The sequence below is a fragment of the Brevibacillus nitrificans genome, assembly GCF_003710965.1.
Classification (GTDB): domain Bacteria; phylum Bacillota; class Bacilli; order Brevibacillales; family Brevibacillaceae; genus Brevibacillus; species Brevibacillus centrosporus.
In genome coordinates, this window is record NZ_RHHU01000003.1 from 159022 (window position 1) to 181345 (window position 22324).

The window sequence follows — 22324 nt, forward strand, 5'->3', positions numbered from 1 at the left end:
GAATACAAGAATAGTACATGTCTACGTCACGAACTGACAAACTATGCTCGGACATCCGACTTCGAGTGTGATTGGACCTGTGACTCCCCACATACGCTTTCTACAGGGGGAATGTGATCATGGCAGCGAAACGTAAACCGGTAATCGGTGTAGCTTTGGGGTCAGGAGGAGCGCGCGGGTTTGCTCATATCGGTGTGCTCAAAGCATTGGAGAGTCATGGAATCCATGTCGATATGCTTGCGGGAAGCAGCATGGGCAGCTTGATCGCAGCCGTGTATGCGAATGGGATCGAGCCTCATATGATGGGAAAGCTTGCTTTGAATTTAAAGCGCAAGCATTGGCTTGACTTAACCGTTCCGAGTCTCGGCTTTGTATCTGGAGAAAAGATCAAACAGCTGATTCGCTTGCTTACCCACGGAAAGCGAATCGAGGAATTGAACAAGCCGCTTGCCATTGTGGCCACGGATATTGAATCGGGGGAGCGCGTCGTTTTCCGCGAGGGACCTATTGACCAGGCAGTGCGGGCGAGCATTTCCATACCGGGTATTTTTGTCCCGGAGAGAGTAGGAAATCGGCTGCTCGTGGATGGCGGCGTGATCGACCGCGTGCCGGTTACTGTCATCAAGGAGATGGGGGCAGATATCGTCATTGCTGTGGACGTAGCGCAAGTGGACACCCCGATGAAAGTTTCTACGATTTTTGATGTAATCGCACAGACGATTGACGTCATGGAGCGGGAAATCCTCCGGCACAGGATTCTGGCAGCTGATCTCGTAATCCGACCGGATGTTGGACACTATAGCAGTATTGCCTATACGGGCGTTGAAGAAATTATTGAGCTGGGTGAACAAGCGGGACGCGAACACGTTCAGCGCATTCAGGAAATGATCGAGAATTGGGAGGCAGTAGAATGAGTGAGGATCGGCTTATCTCCAATCAGAGAAGGGCAAAGGGTACTAAGGGCTTCAGCTGGGTACTTGCTCTGGCTTCAGTTGCGCTGGGCCTCTCTTTTTTTGTCCCAACAAATTATTACATCACGCGCCCTGGATCAGCCATTGACCTGGCGCCGATGATTGAGGTAGAAGGCGGCAAGAAAGATGAAACGGGCACGTTCATGTTAACCACCGTACGCATGGGAGAAGCCAATCTCGCTTGGTACGTATACGCACAGGTTTCCCCGGATGCGGAGCTGATGCAAAAGGAACTTGTGGTCAGTCAGGGAGAGAGCAACGAGGATTTCGTCAAGCGCGAGCAGGCCGTCATGGACAATTCGCAAAAGCTGGCGGAAGCCGTTGCATTCAAATTGGCGGGCTATGATGTCAAAGTGGAAAAGCAGGGCGTCTGGGTTATGGGCACCATCGATGGATACCCAGCGAAAAAGGAACTGAAAATCGGCGATGTGATCACCTCCGTAGATGGTGTGCCGACTCCAGAGGCCAAAGACCTGCTCCAGATCCTTTCTAAAAAGAAAGCTGGAGATACGGTCTTACTTGCTTATGTAAGAGATGGACAAGAAGCCAAAACGATGTTAACCTTGGTAACACTGCCTGAATCAAAATCGGTGGGAATCGGCGTTCGTCCGGACAACAAACAAAATATCGTGATCCCGAAAAAGGTCAACATTGCGTCTCAAGGGATCGGTGGTCCATCTGCTGGATTGATGATGACGCTGGAGATTTACGACCAGCTGAAGACCGATGCCGACATGACGAAAGGCTACAAGATTGCCGGAACGGGTACGATTGCTTTGGACGGCACGGTAGGCAGGATAGGCGGGATCAATCACAAGGTTGTCGCGGCGGACAAGGCAGGCGCAGACATCTTTTTCGCCCCACAGGACACGCCAGGCGCCGATTCGAATTACGAAGAGGCTTTGGCAACAGCCAAACGCATTGGGACCAAAATGCGAATCGTGCCGGTTAAGACTGTAAATGACGCGGTTGCTTACCTAAATGAGCAGCCGAAGAAACCTTCCTGACGAACAAAGCTGTCAAGGGAAAATGGTTGACAAAGCTTTGGGCAGGGTCTATAATCATCCTTGTTGTGCATGAGGTGAAAGCTATGAATATTAAGTTGACAGAGTTAGAGCATCGAAAAGGAGAGCCGTTGCCGTTTCAGTTGACGCTGGATGCGACAGAGCTGAAAAATCGCCATGACGAAATCAGAGGAATCTCTCCGGTGGAAGCAAAGGGCGAAGCTGTTCAGCTGGGCAATCTCTATTACGTAAAAGGTGATTTGAAAGCAGACGTGGATTTTGTTTGTGCCCGCTGTCTCACTCCTTTTACACACCATGCGAAAGTGACATTTTCCGAAACCTTTGCACCTGAAGATGATCCCATTCTTCAGGAGGATGAGGATAGTGACATTCTTCCCTTGGAAGGCGATGAAATCGAGTTGGACGCGCTCCTCCAAGAGGATTTTCTACTCGCCATGCCGACCTTCCCACTTTGTGAGGAAGATTGCAAAGGGCTTTGCCCGTCGTGCGGTGTCAATCGCAACGAGGTAGCCTGCAGCTGCAAGAACGAACGGATCGACCCGCGACTCGCAGGGCTCGCTGATTTGTTCAAGGACAGCAACAAGTAGTCGTTCCTATTGTTTTCAAGATGGGACGCCAATCCATTCGATTGGAACGTCTCATTTTTGAAGGATAGCATAAGCATCTTGCCTATACTGTCCACCCAAATAGAGCTTCTTAGCATTTGTCAGTTGAAGGAGGTGTAAGGAAGATGGCAGTACCTCAACGGAGAACTTCCAAAACCCGTAAAAGAATGCGTCGTACGCACTTCAAATTAGAGATTCCAGGCATGATCAAATGCGATAATTGCAGCGAATACAAGCTTGCGCATCGCGTTTGCCCAAGCTGCGGTCACTACAAAGGTGTGAAAGTAGCGAAGTAAGATCCGCTGCTCAAAAGCAAGGTGAGAAATCACCTTGCTTTTTTTATGCGCAAAAACGAAGGTTACATTCACTTTGAATACTTATGTTTACTTATAAATACTTAAATTGACTTGCGTATATACCCGGAATCACTTAAAATGAAGTCGAAGGAAGACCTTCGCACATGGATGGAGTGAAATGTGGATGTATCAAGAGGAGCGGCTGGCAGCCATCCTGCAGTATTTACAAGACCATCAGCGGATCAGCGTCCAGGATGTTGTGGAGCAGTTCGGAGTATCCCGGGATACCGCGAGGCGAGATATCGTGAAGCTCGAGGAGCAAGGGGAAATTCTTCGTACGCGAGGCGGAGCCATTTTGCCAACCCTCAGCAAGAAAAGCTACTCGTATCAAGAACGCATGCAGCTCGATCTGACGGGAAAGCGGCGAATTGCGGAACGTGCAGCAGAGCTGATCAAGGACGGCGACTTCTTGATGCTGGATGCGTCTACGACTGTTTTGCTGACAATGGACTATTGGAAAACCACTGATCACGTCATCATTACGAGCTCACTCGCAGCCGCGGCTGGCTTCGCAGGAAAGGCCGGTATACAGGTAAAGCTGCTCGGAGGCGATGTCCATCCAGAAGACCAGTATGCGTATGGCTCGCGGACGATTGAAAATTTAGCTGATTACCATGTCGATAAGCTCCTGATTGGCGCATGCGGAATCTCTCCGAATGGCCTGGTTTCCCCTTCAGAAGAGTCCGGGCATTTGATCAGGGAAATGATGAAACGGGCAGACCAGATTATCGTGCTAGCCGATCATTCGAAATTTGGCAAATCCATGCTGTACCGAGTAGCGGGGCTACATCAGCTGGACATCATCGTGACGGACCAAAAGCCGAATGCGGAGATGGCAGAAGCGTTGGCTCAGCATGAAGTAGAGCTGCTCCTAGCAGAGGACACACAAGAATAAGCGGGTAAACTTCACTCGACTGGCGTGATGGGTTTGGTCAGCGTGACAGCGAGTGGATTTATCAGGAAAGCCCTTCGAAAAAGAAGGGCTTTCTCTATTTTTCTGGAAAGGTTAAGGTACTTGCCGCTTACGACCATGGGGCCATTTTCGTCATCTTTGCTTGTAATTCGAGGAAACCTCCCGTATACTTTGTTTGGTACCAGGTATTAAAAACTGATCGCAATTATGTGTCGTGGATTTGAAAATTGCTGGGGGGGTGTCGAGCATCGCCCGCTTGCCGAAAAAAGATCGCCAGACTCGTTTGGTGCAGTCCTTGCAAGATAATCCTTTTGCGACAGATGAGGATCTGGCAGAGTTATTTCACGTCAGTATTCAAACAATACGCTTAGATCGTTTGGAGCTAGGCATACCCGAGCTGCGAGAACGCATCAAATCAGTGGCTGAAAAAAGCTTGGACCCGGTGAAGTCACTTGGGATCGAGGAAGTCATCGGAGAAATTATCGACTTGCAGCTTGATTCCCAGGCTATTTCTGTTTTGGAGATCAAGGAAGAGCATGTTTTTTCACGGACGCAAATAGCCCGTGGACACTACATATTTGCCCAAGCCAACTCATTGGCAGTGGCAGTGATCAATGCGGATGTGGCGCTGACAGCAACGGCGAGGATTCGCTTCGTACGTCCTGTGCGGGCGGGGGAGAAGCTGGTTGCCAAGGCACAGGTGCGCAGTCGCAACGGCGATGAGTGCAAAGTGCGTGTGGAGACGAAAGTTCAAGGAGAGCTGGTCTTCACGGCAACGTTTCGCGTAGTTGGAATGTCAGCGATCATGTAAACGTTATGGTTGAGAACTAAGGAGGAGTCACGGTTGCGAATTGCAGTGGATGCGATGGGCGGCGACAACGCACCGCGCAGTACGGTGCAGGGAGCATTGGCTGCCGTCAAGGAAAACCCATCTCTAACGATTGTATTGGTGGGGGATGAACAAGGCATTCGGAGCCAGCTGTCGGGAGAAATACCGGCAAACATAGAGATTGTACCAACTACGGAAGTGATCGATCCAGATGATGAGCCGGTAAAGGCCGTACGCAGGAAGAAAAACTCTTCCCTTGTCGTGGCAGTGCAGATGGCTCGTGAAAATCTGGTCGACGCTGCAATCTCAGCAGGTAATACGGGCGCACTTATGACGGCCGGACTTTTGTATGCAGGTCGCATGGAAGGAATCGAGCGTCCAGCTCTTGCTACTTTTATTCCGAATATCAAAGGCCGTGTCACTCTTACGCTGGACGTAGGAGCCAACATGGACGCAAAACCTCATCATTTGCTGCAATACGCAGTGATGGGGAGCTTGTACGCGGAGCGCGTTCTAGGCTTTGAAAAACCGACCGTTGGCTTGCTCAACGTAGGGACCGAAGAAGGCAAAGGAAATGAACTGACAAAAGCCGTCTTCCCTCTGCTGACCGATGCCGACTTGAACTTTGTAGGGAATGTGGAGGCTCGCGATGTCCTGGAAGGGGCGTGCGATGTCCTTGTCTGCGATGGATTTGTAGGGAACGTTTTGCTGAAAGCTGTCGAGGGAGCGGCTGCTACAATCTTTTCACAGCTCAAGCAGGAGTTTACTTCCAGCCTGATTAATAAGGTAGGTGCGGCAATTCTGAAGCCAGGATTGATGCGCTTTCGGAAACGGATGGATTATGCGGAATACGGAGGAGCACCGCTGCTCGGTTTGCGCAGCCCTGTGATCAAGGCTCACGGTTCCTCGGATGCCAAAGCCGTGAAGAATGCAATCGCTAGTGCAGCTACCTTCGTCAAGCAAGATGTAAACGAAATTATTCAGAAGGAACTACAGAAAAATATGACGGGAGAAAGCGAGTGAGGCAGATGAATGGCAAACGTTCAGTAGGTATTTTGGCAACAGGTTCATACACCCCTGATCGGGTGTTGTCCAACTTTGATCTGGAAAAAATGGTGGATACGTCAGACGAATGGATCGTCTCTCGCACCGGTATTCGCGAACGCCGCATCAGCTCTGCAGATCAAGCTTCTTCCGACCTTGCCTATGAAGCAGCGAAGAAGGCATTGGAAAGAGCGAAGCTAAGCCCGGAACAGCTGGACCTGATTATCGTGGCAACGGTAACTCCGGACACGATGTTCCCTTCGACTGCGTGCATTTTGCAAGAAAAGCTGGGTGCGAAACGTGCGGCAGCGATGGATTTGTCCGCAGCTTGCACAGGCTTTTTGTACGGCGTTACGACAGCGACCCAGTTTATCTCCAATGGACTTTATAAATACGTTCTCGTTGTGGGTGTCGAGAGCCTTTCCAAAATTACGAACTACAAAGACCGCAATACCTGCGTGCTCTTCGGAGACGGGGCGGGCGCAGCTGTAATCGGGGAAGTACAAGACGGCTATGGCTTCCAATCCTTTGAGCTTGGTGCTGATGGATCGGGAGGCCCACTGCTTTGCCAGCCAGCTGGCGGATCTCGTATTCCTGCCTCCAGTGAATCCGTTGAAAACAACCTGCACTACTTGTCGATGGCGGGTGGAGAGGTATTCAAATTTGCTGTGCGTGTCATGAATTCTGCGACAGAGGCTGTCTTGACGAAAGCAGGCTTGACGAAGGACGACATCGATCTGTTGGTGCCGCATCAAGCCAACAAACGCATCATTGACTCTGCAGTACAGCGCTTCGGCTTGAGTGAGGATAAAGTAGTCATCAACCTGGATCGCTTCGGAAACATGTCTTCGGCTTCTATTCCAGTTGCTTTGGATGAAGCAGTTCAAACAGGTCGCGTAAAAGAAGGCGACCACTTGGTTCTGGTTGGGTTTGGTGGCGGTTTGACATGGGGAGCAACCTTGTTGAAATGGTCCACAACCCCTGCTGAAGGGAGCGAGAAGTAATGGGGAAGGTAGCGTTTGTTTTTCCGGGGCAAGGCTCGCAGTTCGTAGGCATGGGCCAGGCACTGTCTGAACAATCGGAAGCAGCTCGCAGCGTTTTTCAGCAAGCAGATGAGGCACTCGGATTTTCCTTGTCTGGGCTATGCTTTGAAGGTCCGGAAGAGGAGCTGCGTTTGACGGCAAATACACAGCCGGCGATTTTGACGATGAGCGTTGCCGTTTTGGCAGCTTTTCAGGAAAAGCAGCCCGATTTTCAGCCTGACTTTGTTGCAGGTCACAGCCTGGGTGAATACTCCGCGCTGGTGGCGGCAAATGCGCTCCGCTTTTCGGATGCAGTCAAAACCGTTCGCGCTCGCGGTCAATTCATGGAGGAAGCCGTTCCTGCTGGACAGGGGGCCATGTCTGCCGTACTGAACATGGATCGTGCTGCTCTTTCTGCTGTATGTGAAGAAGTGACGGCATCGGGTCATCCCGTACAGCTGGCAAATATGAACTGCGCGGGACAGATCGTGATCTCCGGTTCTGCGGAGGGTGTCAAGCTTGCTGGCGAGAAAGCAAAAGAAGCGGGAGCCAAACGCGTTCTTCCGCTCAACGTGAGTGGTCCTTTCCACTCCAGCCTGATGCAGCCAGCTGCTGACAAACTGCACGCGGTACTAGCAGAGGTCTCTGTGGCCGATGCAAAAATTCCCGTGGTTGCCAATGTATCTGCACGTCCAGTAACAGAAGCTGCGTCGATCGTAGACAGTCTCGTGAAGCAGGTTTCTGCTCCTGTTCTGTGGGAAGACTCCGTGCAGTGGATGGTAGAGCAAGGCGTGACGACCTTTGTGGAAATTGGACCGGGTAAAGTTTTGGCAGGCTTGGTGAAAAAGATTGCTCCAGCCGATACGAAAATTATCTCCGTGCAGGATATGGAATCGTTGACGGAGCTTTTGAACGGAGGGTTATGATGCTAGCAGGAAAAACAGCTTTGGTTACAGGAGCATCTCGCGGGATTGGTCGTGCCATCGCGTTGAAGCTGGCTGAAGCCGGTGCCAATGTGGTAGTAAACTACGCAGGCAGCGAGGCAGCTGCAGCAGAAACGGTCGCTTTGATCAAAGAAAAAGGCCGCGATGCCATCATGGTACGCGCTAACGTTTCGCAGACAGAAGAAGTCAATGAAATGTTCAAAGCGGCTCTGGATCATTTCGGAGCGATTGATATTCTCGTAAACAACGCGGGGATTACACGCGACAATCTCTTGATGCGCATGAAGGAAGACGAGTGGGACGACGTGATTGCCACCAACCTGAAGGGCGTGTTCAATTGCCTGAAAGCGGCTACTCGTCCCATGATGAAGCAGCGCTCCGGTAAAATTATCAACATCACCTCCGTCGTGGGCGTTCTCGGCAATCCTGGTCAGGCAAACTACGTCGCGGCAAAAGCAGGCGTGATCGGTTTGACGAAGACAGCTGCACGTGAGCTGGCTACCCGCGGCATCACAGTGAATGCGGTAGCACCAGGTTTTATCGATACCGAAATGACTTCTGTCCTTTCTGAAGACGTGAAAGCATCCATGATGGGGCAGATTCCTTTGGGAAGATTGGGGCAGACAGACGACATCGCTTCCGTCGTCCTGTTCCTGGCATCCGATGCGGCCAACTATATGACGGGCCAAACCCTTCATGTAGACGGCGGTATGTACATGTAGCCATAAGCATTTGGGGTGACTTTCAGACGAGGTTTATCGCAGATGGCAGCTGTTATCTCTGAACTGGTTTTTTGGAAGCTCATCCACTATAATACGGGAGAGGGGGTGAAGCAAGATGGCAGATACATTGGAACGTGTGAAGAAAATCATCGTCGATCGTCTGGGTGTAGATGAGTCCAAGATTACTTTGGAAGCTTCTTTCAAAGAAGACCTGGGCGCTGACTCCCTGGATGTGGTAGAACTCGTAATGGAACTCGAAGATGAGTTTGATTTAGAGATTTCTGACGAAGATGCTGAAAAGATCACTTCTGTAGGTGAGGTTGTTAAATACATAGAATCTCACAAGTAGATCCATCAGTTGGAAGTCCCGTAAGCGTACGGGACTTCTCCTTCATTACCAACTGTACATAACTGCAACGGTTTTGTGGAAAGAACAAACCATCACTTGAAGTAAAATAGTAGCAGAATGCTGACTTTCATATAGAGGTGATCGTTAATGAAACGAAGAGTGGTGATTACTGGCGTCGGAGTCATCTCCCCAGTGGGGAACGATGCGCAGACCTTCTGGAACAGTTTGTTGGAAGGGAAATCAGGGATTGATCGCCTGACTGCATTTGACGCCTCTGACTATCCAACGCAAATCGCGGGGGAAGTGAAAGATTTTAACCCTGAGCTATACATGGATAAAAAAGAAGTTCGACGTACAGACCGATTCGTTCAATTCGGATTAGCTGCTGCAAAAATGGCGATTGAAGATGCCAAGCTGGAGATCACAGCTGAAAATGCAGAGCGAGTGGGTGTATACATCGGATCCGGTATTGGGGGTCTGTCCACGTGGGAGGAGCAGCATTCCGTACTGCTGGAAAAAGGTCCACGTCGCGTAAGTCCTTTCTTCATTCCTATGTTGATTGCCAACATGGCATCGGGTGCCGTTTCCATCCAATACGGTGCGAAAGGCCCAACTTCTAGCGCCATTACCGCGTGTGCGACCGGTACGAACGCGATTGGCGATGCACTTCGCTTGATCCAGTTTGACCATGCCGATGTGATGATTGCAGGTGGAGCAGAAGCAACCGTACGTCCAATGGCGTTTGCTGGTTTTTGCTCGGCGAAAGCCATGTCGACCCGCAACGACGAGCCGCAAAAAGCAAGCCGTCCGTTTGACGTAGACCGTGATGGTTTTGTCATGGGCGAGGGCGCAGGTGTGGTGATCCTCGAAGAGCTGGAGCACGCGAAAAAGCGCGGAGCAACGATCCTCGCTGAAGTCATCGGGTATGGCATGAGTGCAGACGCGCATCATATTACATCCCCATCTCCTGGTGGTGAGGGCGCAGCCCGTTGCATGACGAATGCGTTGAAGGACGCAGGCATCGATCCGACAGAAGTCGATTACATCAATGCGCACGGTACGTCCACGGACCAAGGCGACATCGCGGAGACGCAAGCGATCAAAGCCGTATTTGGAGAGCATGCCTACAAGCTGGCTGTCAGCTCGACCAAATCCATGACGGGTCACTTGCTTGGCGCGACTGGCGGGATCGAAGCGATCGCGTCTGCGTTTGCCCTGCGCGATCAGATTTTGCCGCCTACCATCAACCTGGAAAATCAGGATCCGGAATGTGATCTGGATTACGTGCCAAATCACGCACGAAAAGCAAATGTCAATGTGGCAGTTTCCAACACGTTTGGGTTCGGTGGCCACAACGCGACAGTGGTCTTGAAACGATACGAAGCATAAATGAGTCCTACTGATAGAATGAGTAGGAAGTCTCCTGGAATGGTGGTGAGGGTGATGAGTTTCGCAGAGCTGCAAGAGAGAATAGGCGTACGCTTTCACGATGAGAGCGTGCTGCGGCAGGCATTCACCCATTCTTCCTACGTGAACGAGCAACGCGGAAAGCGGATACAAGACAATGAACGGCTGGAGTTTTTGGGAGATGCAGTCCTCGAGCTGACCGTTTCCCAGTTTTTATACAAGACGTTCCCCAAGATGAGTGAAGGGGAAATGACAAAGCTTCGTGCTGCCATTGTCTGTGAACCGTCTCTGGTGAAGTTTGCTGAACTGCTGAATTTCGGCGATCTCGTTCTGCTGGGAAAAGGGGAAGAGTTGACGGGTGGACGTCAGCGACCTGCCTTGCTAGCGGACGTATTTGAAGCATTTGTTGGCGCCCTTTATTTGGATCAAGGCGTGGATGCAGTATTTACCTTTATGGAGAAATACGTCTATCCTCGGGTAGATAAGGGAGAGTTTGCCCAGGTAACCGACTTCAAGAGCCAGTTGCAGGAATTTGTTCAACAAGACAATCTGGGAGACATCCAATATCGCATCGTAGAAGAAAAAGGACCGGCTCATAACAGAGAGTTTGTATCAGAGGTACTGTTAAACAATCGTTCGTTGGGAGTTGGCTCGGGACGCTCCAAGAAGGAAGCGGAACAGCAAGCTGCTGCACGTGCATTGGTTAAGCTGGGAGATAAATAATACGCTGTGAACAGAAGGCTGCACCAACTCGAATCGGGTGGTGCGGCTTTCTCTATTCCCCCCCTGTAAACAATGGGAAATTACTGCGAGACGAACTCTTCTATGGTACACTTATGTCGATATGACGAAGTAGCTGATTGTAGGTAAGCTCCTGTCTGTTTGCAGGAGCTTCTTTTCGAGCAAGTCGCTTGCCTTCATGAAAGGGAGGACTTGTTTCATGCCTTCATTCGAAAGAGGCTGTGAAGGAGGACCGTCAGTATGTATTTAAAACGCCTGGAACTGGCAGGGTTTAAGTCCTTTGCCGACCGGACGGAGCTGGAATTTGTACCTGGAGTAACGGCGGTAGTTGGCCCAAATGGTAGCGGAAAAAGCAATGTCTCTGACTCTATCCGTTGGGTGTTGGGTGAGCAGAGTGCCAAGTCGCTTCGCGGAGCAAAGATGGAGGATATCATTTTTGCCGGCAGTGACACGCGCAAGCCCGTCAATTTTGCCGAAGTGACCCTTACGTTGGATAATACGGACCGTTCCCTCGATGTAGAGTACTCCGAGGTGTCGGTGACCCGCAGAGTATATCGCTCCGGCGACAGTGAGTATTACATAAACAACAGATCCTGCCGTCTGAAGGACATTATGGAGCTGTTCATGGATACCGGCTTGGGAAAAGAAGCGTATTCGATTATCGGGCAAGGGAAGATCGAGGAAATCCTCAGTACAAAATCCGAAGACCGACGCGGTATTTTTGAAGAAGCGGCCGGAATCGTGAAGTATAAAACGAGAAAGCGTGAAGCGGAAAAGAAGCTGGATGAAACCGAGCAAAACCTCGTCCGTATTCATGACATAGTCAGTGAAATTTCCGAGCAAATCGGACCTTTGCAGGAGCAAGCCGAGACAGCCCGGACGTACAAAGAGCTTCATCGCAAGCTGGTGGAGCACGAGGTAGCCCTCTACGTGCAACAAATCGAAGCGGCCCATGCCAAATGGGAAGCAGCTACCCAACGTGTGCAGGAGCTGCAGGAGCAGCTGGTCGGTCAATCTACAGCGGCATCGCAGCAGGAAGCAGAGCTTGAGCAAGCTCGCTTTCACGTGACGCAAATTGATCAGTCTATCGAAGAGCTGCAGCAAGTGCTTTTGACGGTAAGCGAAGAAGCGGAGAAGGTAGAAGGCCAACGTGAAGTATTGCGGGAGCGGATGCGCAACCTGAATGCCAACCGGCAGCAGACGATGGAGCAAATGCACCGGATCACGGAAAAGCAGCACGCCGTGGAAGCGGAGCTGGCGGAGGAACAGGAACGCGCACAGGAAGCCAGCCGCCGTATGACAGAAGCCAATAGCTCTCTGCAAGAGGCAGAGGGACAGTTTTTCTCCATGGTCCAATCGCTGACCGACGACGTAGAGCGCTTGAAAGGCGATTATTTCGAAAAGCTGAATGAAATGGCCAATCTTCGCAATGAAATGCGCCATCAGCAGCAGCTGGTGCAAACGAGCCAAGCGCGCCTCGACCGTCAGCTTGCAGGAAAAGAGCAGCTGGATCAGGAAGAGCAGCAGCGTCTGTCCAAGCTCTCCGCTTTTAAAGAACAGCTGGAGACAATCGATCAGACGATTCAAGAGACTGTCGCAGGCTACAAGTCGTTGATGGACAAAGTTCGCGAGGGACAAGCCCGTTTGGAGACGGCACGTCGCGAGCTGCGCGGCTGGGAGCAAAAGAAGGAAGCAGCCAAATCCCGTCTGGATCTATTGAAAGAAATGCAATCGGAGTTCGCCGGGTTTCAACAAGGGGTAAAAGAAATCTTGAAGGCACGCGAACGCGGCTTTGCAGGGATTCATGGTGCAGTAGCTGAGCTGGTCGTCGTACCACAGCAGTACGAAACAGCATTGGAGGTTGCGCTCGGAGGTGCCCTGCAAAACGTTGTGGTGGACAATGAAAGTGCCGGACGTGCTGCCATTGCCCACTTGAAAAAGCACAATGCAGGTCGAGCGACGTTTTTGCCATTGGATGTCATTCGGCCTCGTCAGCTCTCGGCTGAGGACAAACGACAGCTGGCAAAAGAGTCAGGCGTCGTAGGGATCGCAAGTGAACTCGTTTCCTTTGAAGAGACGTATCGCCCGATTCTGGAGTCGATGCTTGGCAATGTCATCGTCACAGAAACGCTTGAGCAGGCCAACCGGGTTGCCCGCACGTTAAGCTATCGCTATCGCGTGGTCACGCTCGAAGGGGATATTGTCAACGCAGGCGGCTCCATGACAGGGGGCGCTCTGAAAAAGAACAGCTCCAACCTGCTCGGCCGAAACCGTCAAGCGGAAGAGCTGGAAGGCCAAATGGTCGAGATCGATCAGGCAATTTCTGGGCATACTACGCATATGGATCAACTGGCGAAAGAACTTCGTCAGATGGAGCAAGAACAGGAAGCGTTGCGCAGCCAAGGAGAGGCTCTGCGTTTGAAGGAGCAGGAGGTCAAAGGCCTGTACCAGCAAACCGAAGCAGAAGGAAGGTCCTTGGGCGAGCGGACGAAGCTGGTTGAACAAGACATCGCTGGTTACCGCAAAGAGATGGAAGACGCTCTTCGCAAGCAGGAGGAGCTCCAGGCGACTCTGGCTGCGATGGATGCACAGGAAAAAGAGCTGGCTGCCCAGATTGCAGCAGCAGAAGCCAAGCGCCAGGAGCAGCTGGAATCCAAGGAAGAGATGAATCAGAAAATCACCAGCCTCAAAGTACTAAATGCGCAGGTTATGCAGGAGCACCAGTCTCGCTTGGAGCAGACAGAGCGTTTGCTGGAACAAAAAAGCACGCTGCAAAAAGAATGGGAAGAGCAAAACGAAGCGCTTGCCTCTCTCGATGAGCTGGAGAGAACCAATGAGTCTTCTGGATCTGAGCTGGATGAAAAAATTGCGGAGCTGCGCCAGGACAAAGACCGGGTAGCCGGTTTAATCCAGGAGCGCCGCAGTGAGAGAGCCACGCTGTTCTACAAGCAAGAGCAGGTAGAGCAGCAAGTGAAAGAGATTCGCAGGGAGGTCAAATCCCTCGAGGATAAGCTGCATCAAGAAGAGGTTAAGGTGAACCGCAACGAGGTCGAGCTGGATCACCTGTTGAATAAACTCTCCGAAGAATACGAAATGAGCTACGATCTGGCGAAGCAAAAGTACCCGGCTCGCGGTGAAATCACAGAAGAAATCCAAATTGTAAGCCGCCTCAAAAAGCAGATTGGCGCTCTAGGCACCGTGAATCTGGGCGCGATTGAGGAATACGAGCGCCTTTCTGAACGCCAGCAGTTTTTAAGCACACAGGAAGCCGACCTGAATGAAGCGAAAGATATGCTTTATCAGGTCATTCAGGAAATGGACACAGAGATGTCTCGCAGGTTCAAAGAGACGTTTGATGCCATTTCCGAGCAGTTCCGCGATGTGTTTGTCAAACTGTTCGGTGGAGGACGTGCAGACCTGTTGCTCTCCAATCCGGACAATCTGCTGGAAACCGGGATCGATATCGTGGCACAGCCTCCGGGCAAGAAGCTGCAAAACCTGGCTCTGCTCTCCGGTGGGGAGCGTGCTTTGACAGCGATGGCGCTGCTGTTTGCGATCCTGCGCGTGAAGCCGGTACCGTTCTGTGTCCTCGATGAGGTCGAGGCAGCGCTGGATGAGGCAAACGTCAACCGCTTTGCCGAGTACATGCACCATTTCAGCAACCAGACCCAGTTTATTTGTGTCACTCACCGCAAAGGGACGATGGAGAGCGCGGATGTGCTCTACGGGATCACGATGCAGGAGGGCGGCGTTTCCAAACTGGTATCTGTGAAGCTGGAGGACAGCGACAAATTTATCGAATCCGCTTCGTAATCTTAGCGGCTGAATCATTATTACCCGCAAAGGAAGATGAAAATGAGCTTTTTCAAGCGCCTACGTGACGCGATCGTACAAAAATCAGAGGAGGTCACCCAGAAGTTTACGGATGGACTGGCGAAAACGCGTGATCTCCTCGTGGAAAAGGTAGAGGATCTCGTCCGCCGCTACAAAAAAATCGACGATGATTTCTTCGATGAGCTCGAGGAAATTTTGATTACCTCCGACGTCGGCGTCAATACCGTCATGGAGCTGATTGACGATCTGCGGGGCGAAGTACGCAAGCAAAAAATCGAGAATGCCATCGACCTGCAGCCGATTCTCTCAGAGAAGCTGGTTGCTCTCTTGAAAAATGACGAAGTAGCAGACACAGAGCTGAACGTCCAGGACGGTCGCCTGAACGTGATCTTGTTCGTAGGGGTTAACGGCGTTGGAAAGACCACGACGATCGGGAAAATGGCACATATGTTCAAGCAGCAGGGCAAAAAGGTCTTGCTTGCCGCAGGAGATACGTTCCGTGCCGCGGCGATTGAGCAGCTAGAAGTGTGGGGCGAGCGCGTAGGTGTAGACGTTATCAAGCAGCAGCAAGGCTCCGATCCTGCAGCTGTCATCTACGATGCGATCCAGGCAGCGAAATCCCGTCAGGTAGACGTGCTCTTGTGCGATACGGCTGGACGCCTGCAAAACAAGGTCAATCTGATGGAAGAGCTGGCAAAGGTTCACCGCGTCCTGCAGCGTGAGCTCCCAGGGGCACCTCATGAAGTATTGCTCGTACTGGATGCTACGACAGGACAAAACGCTCTTTCCCAAGCAAAAACGTTCGGCCAGTCTGCGGGCGTAAGCGGTCTTGTCCTGACCAAGCTCGACGGTACTGCAAAGGGCGGGATCGTCATCGCGATCCGCAACGAATTGAACATTCCTGTGAAGTATGTAGGACTGGGTGAGAAAATGGACGACTTGCAACGCTTCGATCCAGAGCAGTTCGTTCATGCGCTGTTCGCAGGCCTGATCCAACAGGAAGTAAATGAGGAACAAAAAGAGGCGTAAAATCGTTCTACCAAATCAATAAAAAATGATGTCAATAAAAAACCTTGACACTGGGTGTGGAATTGGGTACTATAATCTACGTGCTGTAAAGAAAAAGTCTTTACAGTTTGCACCGAGTACCTCATAGCAAAGGATTGGTTGTCATGTTGGAAAAAACCAATCAAGTCAATCTCTTGTTTGATTTCTACGCGCCGCTACTCAAGGGCAAGCAGCGTGAATATCTGGAGTTGTACTATCTGGATGATTTGTCGCTTTCAGAGATCGCCGAGATGCATGAGGTCAGTCGCCAAGCTGTTTATGATCACATCAAGCGGGCCGAAAAGCAGCTGTTCGAATACGATCAGAAGCTTCATCTCGCGGACAGGCATGAACAACGCATGGATGCGCTGAACCGAATGAAAGAGCTTGTGAATGAGCTTGCGGATAGCGATACAAGAGACGAACTGAACACTTTGCTCCACCAACTGTCAGAGATGGATTAGGAGGGCTCGCATGGCGTTTGAGAGCTTAGCCAATCGGCTGCAGAACGCGTTTGACAAACTGCGAGGCAGAGGCAAAATCGATGAAACCGTCGTGAACGAAGCGATGCGCGAAGTACGACTCGCCCTGTTGGAAGCAGATGTTAACTTTAAAGTAGTAAAAGACTTCGTTGCTCGCGTTAAGGAGCGCGCAGTCGGTCAGGATGTCATGAAAAGCCTGACACCTGGTCAGATGGTTATCAAGATCGTGAACGAAGAGCTGGTCGAGCTGATGGGTGGCAGTGTCGCTCAACTGACGATGGCTCACCGCCCGCCGACTGTCATCATGATGGCAGGTTTGCAGGGGGCAGGGAAAACGACCACGACTGGTAAGCTGGCCAAGCATTTGCAAAAACAAAACCGCAAGCCGCTTCTCGTAGCAGGCGACATTTACCGCCCTGCCGCGATCAAACAGCTTCAAGTTTTGGGTGAGCAGCTCGGAGTACCCGTCTTTTCACTCGGAGATAAAGTCAGTCCGGTAGACATTGCACGACAAGCGATTGAGCATGCCAAAGCCAATCATCTCGATGTGGTTATCATCGATACGGCAGGTAGACTGCATATCGATGAAGCACTGATGGATGAACTGAAGCAGATTCGCGAGGTAGCAAAGCCCGATGAAATCCTGCTCGTGGTCGATGCGATGACTGGACAAGATGCCGTCAATGTAGCAGAGAGCTTTAACAGTCAGCTGGAGCTGACCGGTGTGGTTCTCACCAAGCTCGATGGCGACACCCGAGGCGGTGCAGCGTTATCTGTCAAAGCAGTCACCGGCAAGCCGATCAAGTTCGCGGCGATGGGTGAGAAGCTCGACGCACTGGAGCCGTTTCATCCGGATCGCATGGCATCCCGTATCTTGGGTATGGGGGACGTGCTCAGCCTGATTGAAAAGGCACAGGCAAACGTTGACGAAGAAAAGGCGCGGGACATGGAACGCCAAATGCGTCAAGGTGAGTTTACCTTCGACATGTTCCTTGACTCTATGCAGCAGCTGCGCAACATGGGTCCTTTTGAAGACATTCTCGGCATGCTGCCAGGAATGAACAAGATGAAGGGCAAAATGAATGTCGATGAGAAGCAGATTGCCCGTGTGGAAGCAATCGCCAAGTCCATGACGAAAGCGGAGCGAGCCAATCCTGATTTGCTCAATGCCAACCGCCGCAAGCGTATCGCAAACGGCAGTGGAACCAGCATTCAGGAAGTGAACCGATTCATCAAGCAATTCGATGAAATGAAGAAGATGATGAAGCAGTTCTCTGGCGCCGCTGACAAGATGATGAAGAAGTCCAAGAAAAAGGGCGGACTCGGACTCCCGTTTATGGGTAAGGGCGGAGGCAAAAACCAGGGTGGCATGAACTTCCCGTTTAATTTCAAACCGCCGTTCAAATGATGGAGCATGAACTCTCTTCGCGGCACTGACTTGTCAGCTGACGCGATGGTTCAGATATAGTAGCACCAACGCGAAGGAATATCGCGTTGATTTATACAGGAGGTGACACAACATGGCAGTTAAAATCCGTCTGAAGCGTATGGGTTCCAAGAAAGCTCCTTTCTACCGTGTAGTAGTAGCTGACTCTCGTTCCCCTCGTGATGGCCGTTTCATTGAAGAAATCGGTTACTACAATCCGGTTGCTCAACCGGCAGTGGTGAAAATTGATACCGAAAAAGCGGTACAATGGATCCTGAATGGTGCAGCTCCAACTGATACCGTTCGTAACCTTCTCTCCAAAGAAGGCGTTATGGCTAAAGTACACGAAACCAAATACGGCAAATAAGCCGTTCATCTGGAGGTCTGATGATGAAAGCGCTGGTCGAAACGATCGCAAAAGCTCTCGTCGATCATCCGAATGAGGTTCGTGTGAATGCAGTGGAAAAAGAGCGTACTCTCGTCTTTGAATTGTCGGTCCACCCTGATGATATGGGGAAGATCATTGGCAAGCAGGGACGGATCGCGAAAGCACTGCGCACGGTCGTGATGGCGGCATCCGTGGAAACGGACAAGCGCGTCACGGTTGAAATTGTTTGAGTGAAAAGGCTGGGAGCATTCCCAGTCTTTTTTCTTCATGTTTTCGAATGAGCGATTCTGGGCGAGTCGAGGGGAGTGGCACATATGCTCACTATTTTTCGTTCGGTACAGGTCAAGATCATCATGACGGAAGCCTCCCGCGCTGCACTGGTTGAACAATATGCAAGACAGATCCGACTGCAACGCGACTCATGGGAGCAGTGGCAGTTTCAAACGAAAAAGATACTCGCTGACGCAAAGAAAAAGTCAGCGGATACATACGCGCTCGCACAAGAGAAAGTGGCACGGGAAGAAAAGCAGCGCAAAGAGAAAATAGAGATTCTTCAGTTTCAGCTGAGGCAGGCAGAGAATTTGCCTGAGGGCAGCGAAATGGACTATCAAACGGTACAAAGCCCCGTAACGGTGCAAATCGGAGATGTTTGGGATGAAATCATAGCGGGAACGGAAATCCTGATAAAAGATGGTCAGGTACACGAGATTCGCGGGCGAGCATCAGAACAAAGGTAAGCGTTCATAGGAGGATGGGATCGATTGGAAAAGCGTTATTATGGAGTGGGGAAGCTGGTCAACACGCACGGCCTGCGGGGAGAAGTGCGAGTCATTCCGACGACTGATTTCCCTGATCAGCGTTTTCGGAAAGGGAACGAGCTGTTATTGTTCCACCCGACACTTGCAGAACCACTGAAACTAAAGATCGCAACTCGCAGGCCACACAAAGGGTTCGAGATATTGAGCTTCCATGGCTATACGAATATTAACGACGTTGAGAAATACAAAGGTGGAGAGCTGAAAATCCCGGAAGAGGCCCTGATGCAGCTGGAGGAGGATGAGTTCTACATTCACCAGCTGATCGGCTGCGAGGTCGTGACAGACCAAGGAGAAGAGCTGGGGAAAATCGTCGATGTGATGCAGCCAGGAGCAAACGATGTTTGGGTGGTAAAAGGCAAGCGTGGCGAAATCCTGCTGCCCTACATCGACGATTGCATCAAAGAAGTGGATGTCAAAGGCAAACGCGTGGTCTGCCATCTGATGGAAGGCTTGCTGTAGGGAGGATTTGTATTCACATGCGCATTGATATACTCACCCTGTTTCCCGAGATGTTTGCGGGGGTTTTATCTAGCAGCATTTTAGGAAAAGCGCGTGAAAAAGAAATCGTGGACTTTCACGTTACGAACTTCCGCGAGTTCTCAGAAAGCAAGCATGGCACTGTAGACGATACCCCGTATGGCGGCGGAGGAGGCATGGTGCTCAAGCCGGAGCCGTTGTTTCGGGCGGTTGAATCCATGGCAGGCGAGAAGAAGCCTCGTGTGATCCTCATGTGTCCACAGGGAGTCCCCTACAATCAGAAGCTTGCAGAGGAGCTGGCAAAGGAAGAGCATCTCGTATTTGTTTGCGGTCACTACGAAGGCTATGATGAGCGTATCCGCGAGCATTTGGTCACGGATGAGATTTCTATCGGCGATTACGTTTTGACGGGCGGAGAACTGGCAGCGATGGTCGTGATCGACAGTGTCGTTCGGCTTCAGCCAGGGGCACTGGGCAATCAGACGTCCGCTGTAGAGGATTCCTTTTCAACGGGTCTCCTGGAGTATCCCCACTATACGAGACCGGCTGAATTTCGCGGCTGGAAGGTACCTGACGTCCTTCTTTCAGGACATCATGCCAACATCGTGAAATGGCGCCTGAAAGAGTCCCTGAGACGTACCCGTGAACGCAGGCCGGATCTGCTGAAGAAACTCGAGTTGACGGCTGAAATGAAGAAGCTCTTGGCAGAACTGGACGCTGAGAAAAAAATTACAGACAAACCGTAAAAACACCCTTGTAGTCTCACGCCCAGTGTGCTAATATATTTCTTGTGGCAATTTTGCCCGCTGACTAAGGCGGTCCGCTACTCGTATCTCAGGCATATGCGCTGAGCCAGATTTTGGTAGACGAGTAAGAACGTCTGATCGGAAGGAGGGAATTCAAATGAACCAAGTAATCCGTGAATTGGAAAAAGAGCAATTGAAACAGGACATTCCTGCGTTCCGACCTGGTGACACCGTTCGTGTACACGTTAAGGTAATCGAGGGTCAGCGTGAGCGTATTCAGCTCTTCGAAGGCGTTTGCATCCGCCGTCGTGGTACTGGTATCAGCGAAACTTTCACTGCTCGTAAGATTTCTTACGGCGTAGGTGTTGAGCGTACCTTCCCATTGCACACGCCTAAGATCGACAAGATCGAGATCGTGCGTCATGGTAAAGTACGTCGTGCGAAACTGTACTATCTGCGTGATCGTGTAGGTAAAGCAGCTCGTATTAAAGAAATCCGTCGATAAGCGTTTGCTAACGCATAGGAAAGAGGACTGGTCTGCTAGCCAGGCCTCTTTTTTCCATTTAGGGCAAGAATGGCAAGTAGACATGGCTGCACCAAGGGTCAAAACAATGGACAAGCCAACTGTTCGGAGGGTCGGATCATGAACGAAGAAGTTACTTCCACCCGCGCCAAGAAAAACGAACTATGGGAATGGACCCGCGCGCTGGTTATTGCGATTATCCTAGCGTTTCTCATCCGGACCTTCCTATTCGCCCCCTTTATCGTAGAGGGCGAGTCCATGGAAACCACCTTACATAACAATGAAAAATTGGTTGTAAACAAAGCCATTTACTATATGGAGGACCCGAAGCCGGGAGATATTATCGTGTTTCATGCAGAAAAAACACGAGATTATATCAAACGGGTGATCGCGGTCGCGGGAGATACGGTGGAAGTCAAAAACGATCAGCTTTTTATAAATGGGAAGCTGGTAGAAGAGCCATATCTTGCACAACATAAAGAAGAGGCAAAAAAACAGGGAGAACTCGTTTTCACACATGATTTCCCCTTGGTAAAAATCCCTGCCAATCACATCTTCGTCATGGGAGACAACCGTTTAAACAGCACGGATAGCCGGATTATCGGACCTGTTGCTGTCAGTACGGTTGTTGGTCGCGCTGAATTTACGTTTTGGCCGATCGGGGATATCCGTATGACAAGATAAGGTGGCAATATGTAAGAACTGCAGCAAGGTAGGTGAGACATACATGACCATTCAATGGTTTCCGGGGCACATGGCGAAAGCGCGCCGGCAAGTGACGGAGAAGCTCAAGCTGATCGATGTGGTCATCGAGTTGCTGGATGCACGGCTTCCTTTATCCAGCCGCAACCCGATGATTGATGAAATTGTCGGCGATATGCCCAGACTGATATTGTTAAACAAGGCTGATTTAGCGGACGAAAAAGTAACGGATCAGTGGATATCCTATTTCCGCGGGCTTGGGATTCGCACGCTTCCGATTGATGCATTAAGTGGTAAGGGTGTGGGCAAGCTGCCTGAGCTATGCAAAGAGCTAGCTGGCGATATGCTGGCGAAGCGAGCAGAAAAGGGTATGCAAGGACGTGCGATCCGCATTATGATTTTGGGAATCCCGAACGTCGGTAAGTCGTCTCTGATCAATCGACTGTCCAAGCGCTCTGTTGCCCAGACCGGTGATCGCCCGGCTGTAACCAAAGCGCAGCAGTGGGTGAAGATGGGGGATACACTTGAGCTTTTAGATACACCAGGTATTTTGTGGCCGAAGTTTGAGGACCAAATGGTCGGCTTGCGGCTAGCAGCAAGCGGTGCGATCAAGGACGAGCTCATTGACTTTACAGAAGTTGCTCTGTTTGTGCTCAGCTACATGATGCACTACTACCCTGAGAGATTGGTAGAACGCTTCAAGCTGAAGGAAATGCCCGATGATCGAGTGAAAATGCTGGAGGAGATCGGGAAAAAGCGAGGCTGTCTCGTTTCAGGGGGAAACATCGACTACGACAAGGCGGCAGAGATCTTCTTGCGAGAGCTGCGATCCGGTAAGCTGGGTCAAGTATCTGTAGAACGCCCGATCGATTGGGAAATGGACGAACCGATTGGCAAACCACTCTCGTTACCTGAATGAATAAGCGTTGAAAAACCTGTCTATCCGTCATGAT

25 protein-coding genes are annotated in these 22324 nt (G+C 51.0%); all 25 read left to right on the forward strand.

Going from position 1 to position 22324, the window contains the following annotated elements:
* Positions 1-119 precede the first annotated feature (119 nt).
* The 25 genes from EDM59_RS02660 (at position 120) to ylqF (ending at position 22290) form a co-directional block, all read left to right on the forward strand.
* A complete protein-coding gene (locus tag EDM59_RS02660) occupies positions 120-914 on the forward strand; it encodes a patatin-like phospholipase family protein (protein WP_122922228.1) in 795 nt (264 codons plus the stop codon).
* A complete protein-coding gene (locus EDM59_RS02665; RefSeq protein ID WP_122922229.1) occupies positions 911-1978 on the forward strand; it encodes a SepM family pheromone-processing serine protease in 1068 nt (355 codons plus the stop codon). Before EDM59_RS02660 ends, EDM59_RS02665 begins: the two co-directional genes overlap by 4 nt.
* A gap of 83 nt (positions 1979-2061) precedes the next feature.
* Positions 2062-2583 (forward strand): YceD family protein, encoded by a 522-nt coding sequence (locus EDM59_RS02670; protein ID WP_122922230.1) that lies wholly within the window; start codon positions 2062-2064, stop codon positions 2581-2583.
* Positions 2584-2726: 143 nt separating this feature from the next.
* Positions 2727-2897: a 50S ribosomal protein L32 gene (rpmF, locus tag EDM59_RS02675; protein ID WP_005834357.1), complete on the forward strand. Its 171-nt coding sequence runs from the start codon at positions 2727-2729 to the stop codon at positions 2895-2897.
* Positions 2898-3081: 184 nt separating this feature from the next.
* Positions 3082-3852, forward strand: a complete 771-nt coding sequence (locus tag EDM59_RS02680) for a DeoR/GlpR family DNA-binding transcription regulator (RefSeq protein ID WP_122922231.1) — start codon at positions 3082-3084, stop codon at positions 3850-3852.
* Between the two features lie 256 nt (positions 3853-4108).
* On the forward strand, positions 4109-4681 hold the full coding sequence (gene fapR / locus EDM59_RS02685) for a transcription factor FapR (RefSeq protein ID WP_122922232.1): 573 nt from the start codon (positions 4109-4111) through the stop codon (positions 4679-4681).
* A gap of 33 nt (positions 4682-4714) precedes the next feature.
* Positions 4715-5722, forward strand: a complete 1008-nt coding sequence (gene plsX, locus EDM59_RS02690) for a phosphate acyltransferase PlsX (RefSeq protein WP_122922233.1) — start codon at positions 4715-4717, stop codon at positions 5720-5722.
* Positions 5723-5727: 5 nt separating this feature from the next.
* Entirely contained in the window at positions 5728-6747 is a 1020-nt protein-coding gene (locus EDM59_RS02695) for a beta-ketoacyl-ACP synthase III (RefSeq protein WP_122923352.1), read from the forward strand.
* A complete protein-coding gene (fabD, locus tag EDM59_RS02700; protein ID WP_122922234.1) occupies positions 6747-7691 on the forward strand; it encodes an ACP S-malonyltransferase in 945 nt (314 codons plus the stop codon). Before EDM59_RS02695 ends, fabD begins: the two co-directional genes overlap by 1 nt.
* A complete protein-coding gene (fabG, locus tag EDM59_RS02705; protein WP_092266613.1) occupies positions 7691-8431 on the forward strand; it encodes a 3-oxoacyl-[acyl-carrier-protein] reductase in 741 nt (246 codons plus the stop codon). The genes fabD and fabG overlap by 1 nt, the downstream gene beginning before the upstream one ends.
* A 115-nt stretch (positions 8432-8546) precedes the next feature.
* Entirely contained in the window at positions 8547-8780 is a 234-nt protein-coding gene (gene acpP, locus EDM59_RS02710) for an acyl carrier protein (RefSeq protein WP_005834336.1), read from the forward strand.
* Positions 8781-8927: 147 nt separating this feature from the next.
* Positions 8928-10169 carry a beta-ketoacyl-ACP synthase II gene (gene fabF, locus EDM59_RS02715; RefSeq protein WP_092266614.1) on the forward strand — a complete coding sequence of 414 codons (1242 nt, stop codon included), beginning with the start codon at positions 8928-8930 and terminating at the stop codon, positions 10167-10169.
* A gap of 54 nt (positions 10170-10223) precedes the next feature.
* Positions 10224-10910 (forward strand): ribonuclease III, encoded by a 687-nt coding sequence (gene rnc / locus EDM59_RS02720; RefSeq protein ID WP_281274546.1) that lies wholly within the window; start codon positions 10224-10226, stop codon positions 10908-10910.
* Positions 10911-11168: 258 nt separating this feature from the next.
* Positions 11169-14741, forward strand: coding sequence for a chromosome segregation protein SMC (gene smc / locus EDM59_RS02725; protein ID WP_122922235.1), 3573 nt, complete (start codon positions 11169-11171; stop codon positions 14739-14741).
* 42 nt (positions 14742-14783) lie between these two features.
* Complete coding sequence (ftsY, locus tag EDM59_RS02730) at positions 14784-15791, forward strand: signal recognition particle-docking protein FtsY (protein WP_092266617.1); 1008 nt, start codon at positions 14784-14786, stop codon at positions 15789-15791.
* Between the two features lie 143 nt (positions 15792-15934).
* Positions 15935-16273: a putative DNA-binding protein gene (locus tag EDM59_RS02735; protein ID WP_092266618.1), complete on the forward strand. Its 339-nt coding sequence runs from the start codon at positions 15935-15937 to the stop codon at positions 16271-16273.
* A 10-nt stretch (positions 16274-16283) separates the two neighbouring features.
* Entirely contained in the window at positions 16284-17699 is a 1416-nt protein-coding gene (ffh, locus tag EDM59_RS02740) for a signal recognition particle protein (RefSeq protein WP_122922236.1), read from the forward strand.
* 112 nt (positions 17700-17811) lie between these two features.
* The gene (gene rpsP, locus EDM59_RS02745) at positions 17812-18084 is read left to right on the forward strand and encodes a 30S ribosomal protein S16 (RefSeq protein ID WP_092266620.1); all 273 of its coding nucleotides are present in this window, start codon (positions 17812-17814) and stop codon (positions 18082-18084) included.
* A 23-nt stretch (positions 18085-18107) separates the two neighbouring features.
* The gene (locus EDM59_RS02750) at positions 18108-18335 is read left to right on the forward strand and encodes a KH domain-containing protein (protein ID WP_055746934.1); all 228 of its coding nucleotides are present in this window, start codon (positions 18108-18110) and stop codon (positions 18333-18335) included.
* Between the two features lie 84 nt (positions 18336-18419).
* Positions 18420-18842, forward strand: a complete 423-nt coding sequence (locus EDM59_RS02755; RefSeq protein ID WP_122922237.1) for a YlqD family protein — start codon at positions 18420-18422, stop codon at positions 18840-18842.
* Between the two features lie 24 nt (positions 18843-18866).
* The gene (gene rimM / locus EDM59_RS02760) at positions 18867-19382 is read left to right on the forward strand and encodes a ribosome maturation factor RimM (RefSeq protein WP_122922238.1); all 516 of its coding nucleotides are present in this window, start codon (positions 18867-18869) and stop codon (positions 19380-19382) included.
* A gap of 17 nt (positions 19383-19399) precedes the next feature.
* A complete protein-coding gene (gene trmD / locus EDM59_RS02765) occupies positions 19400-20146 on the forward strand; it encodes a tRNA (guanosine(37)-N1)-methyltransferase TrmD (protein WP_122922239.1) in 747 nt (248 codons plus the stop codon).
* Between the two features lie 157 nt (positions 20147-20303).
* Positions 20304-20651, forward strand: a complete 348-nt coding sequence (gene rplS, locus EDM59_RS02770; protein WP_055746938.1) for a 50S ribosomal protein L19 — start codon at positions 20304-20306, stop codon at positions 20649-20651.
* 138 nt (positions 20652-20789) lie between these two features.
* Complete coding sequence (gene lepB / locus EDM59_RS02775) at positions 20790-21353, forward strand: signal peptidase I (protein ID WP_092266624.1); 564 nt, start codon at positions 20790-20792, stop codon at positions 21351-21353.
* A 43-nt stretch (positions 21354-21396) separates the two neighbouring features.
* Positions 21397-22290 (forward strand): ribosome biogenesis GTPase YlqF, encoded by an 894-nt coding sequence (ylqF, locus tag EDM59_RS02780; RefSeq protein WP_122922240.1) that lies wholly within the window; start codon positions 21397-21399, stop codon positions 22288-22290.
* Positions 22291-22324: the final 34 nt, after the last annotated feature.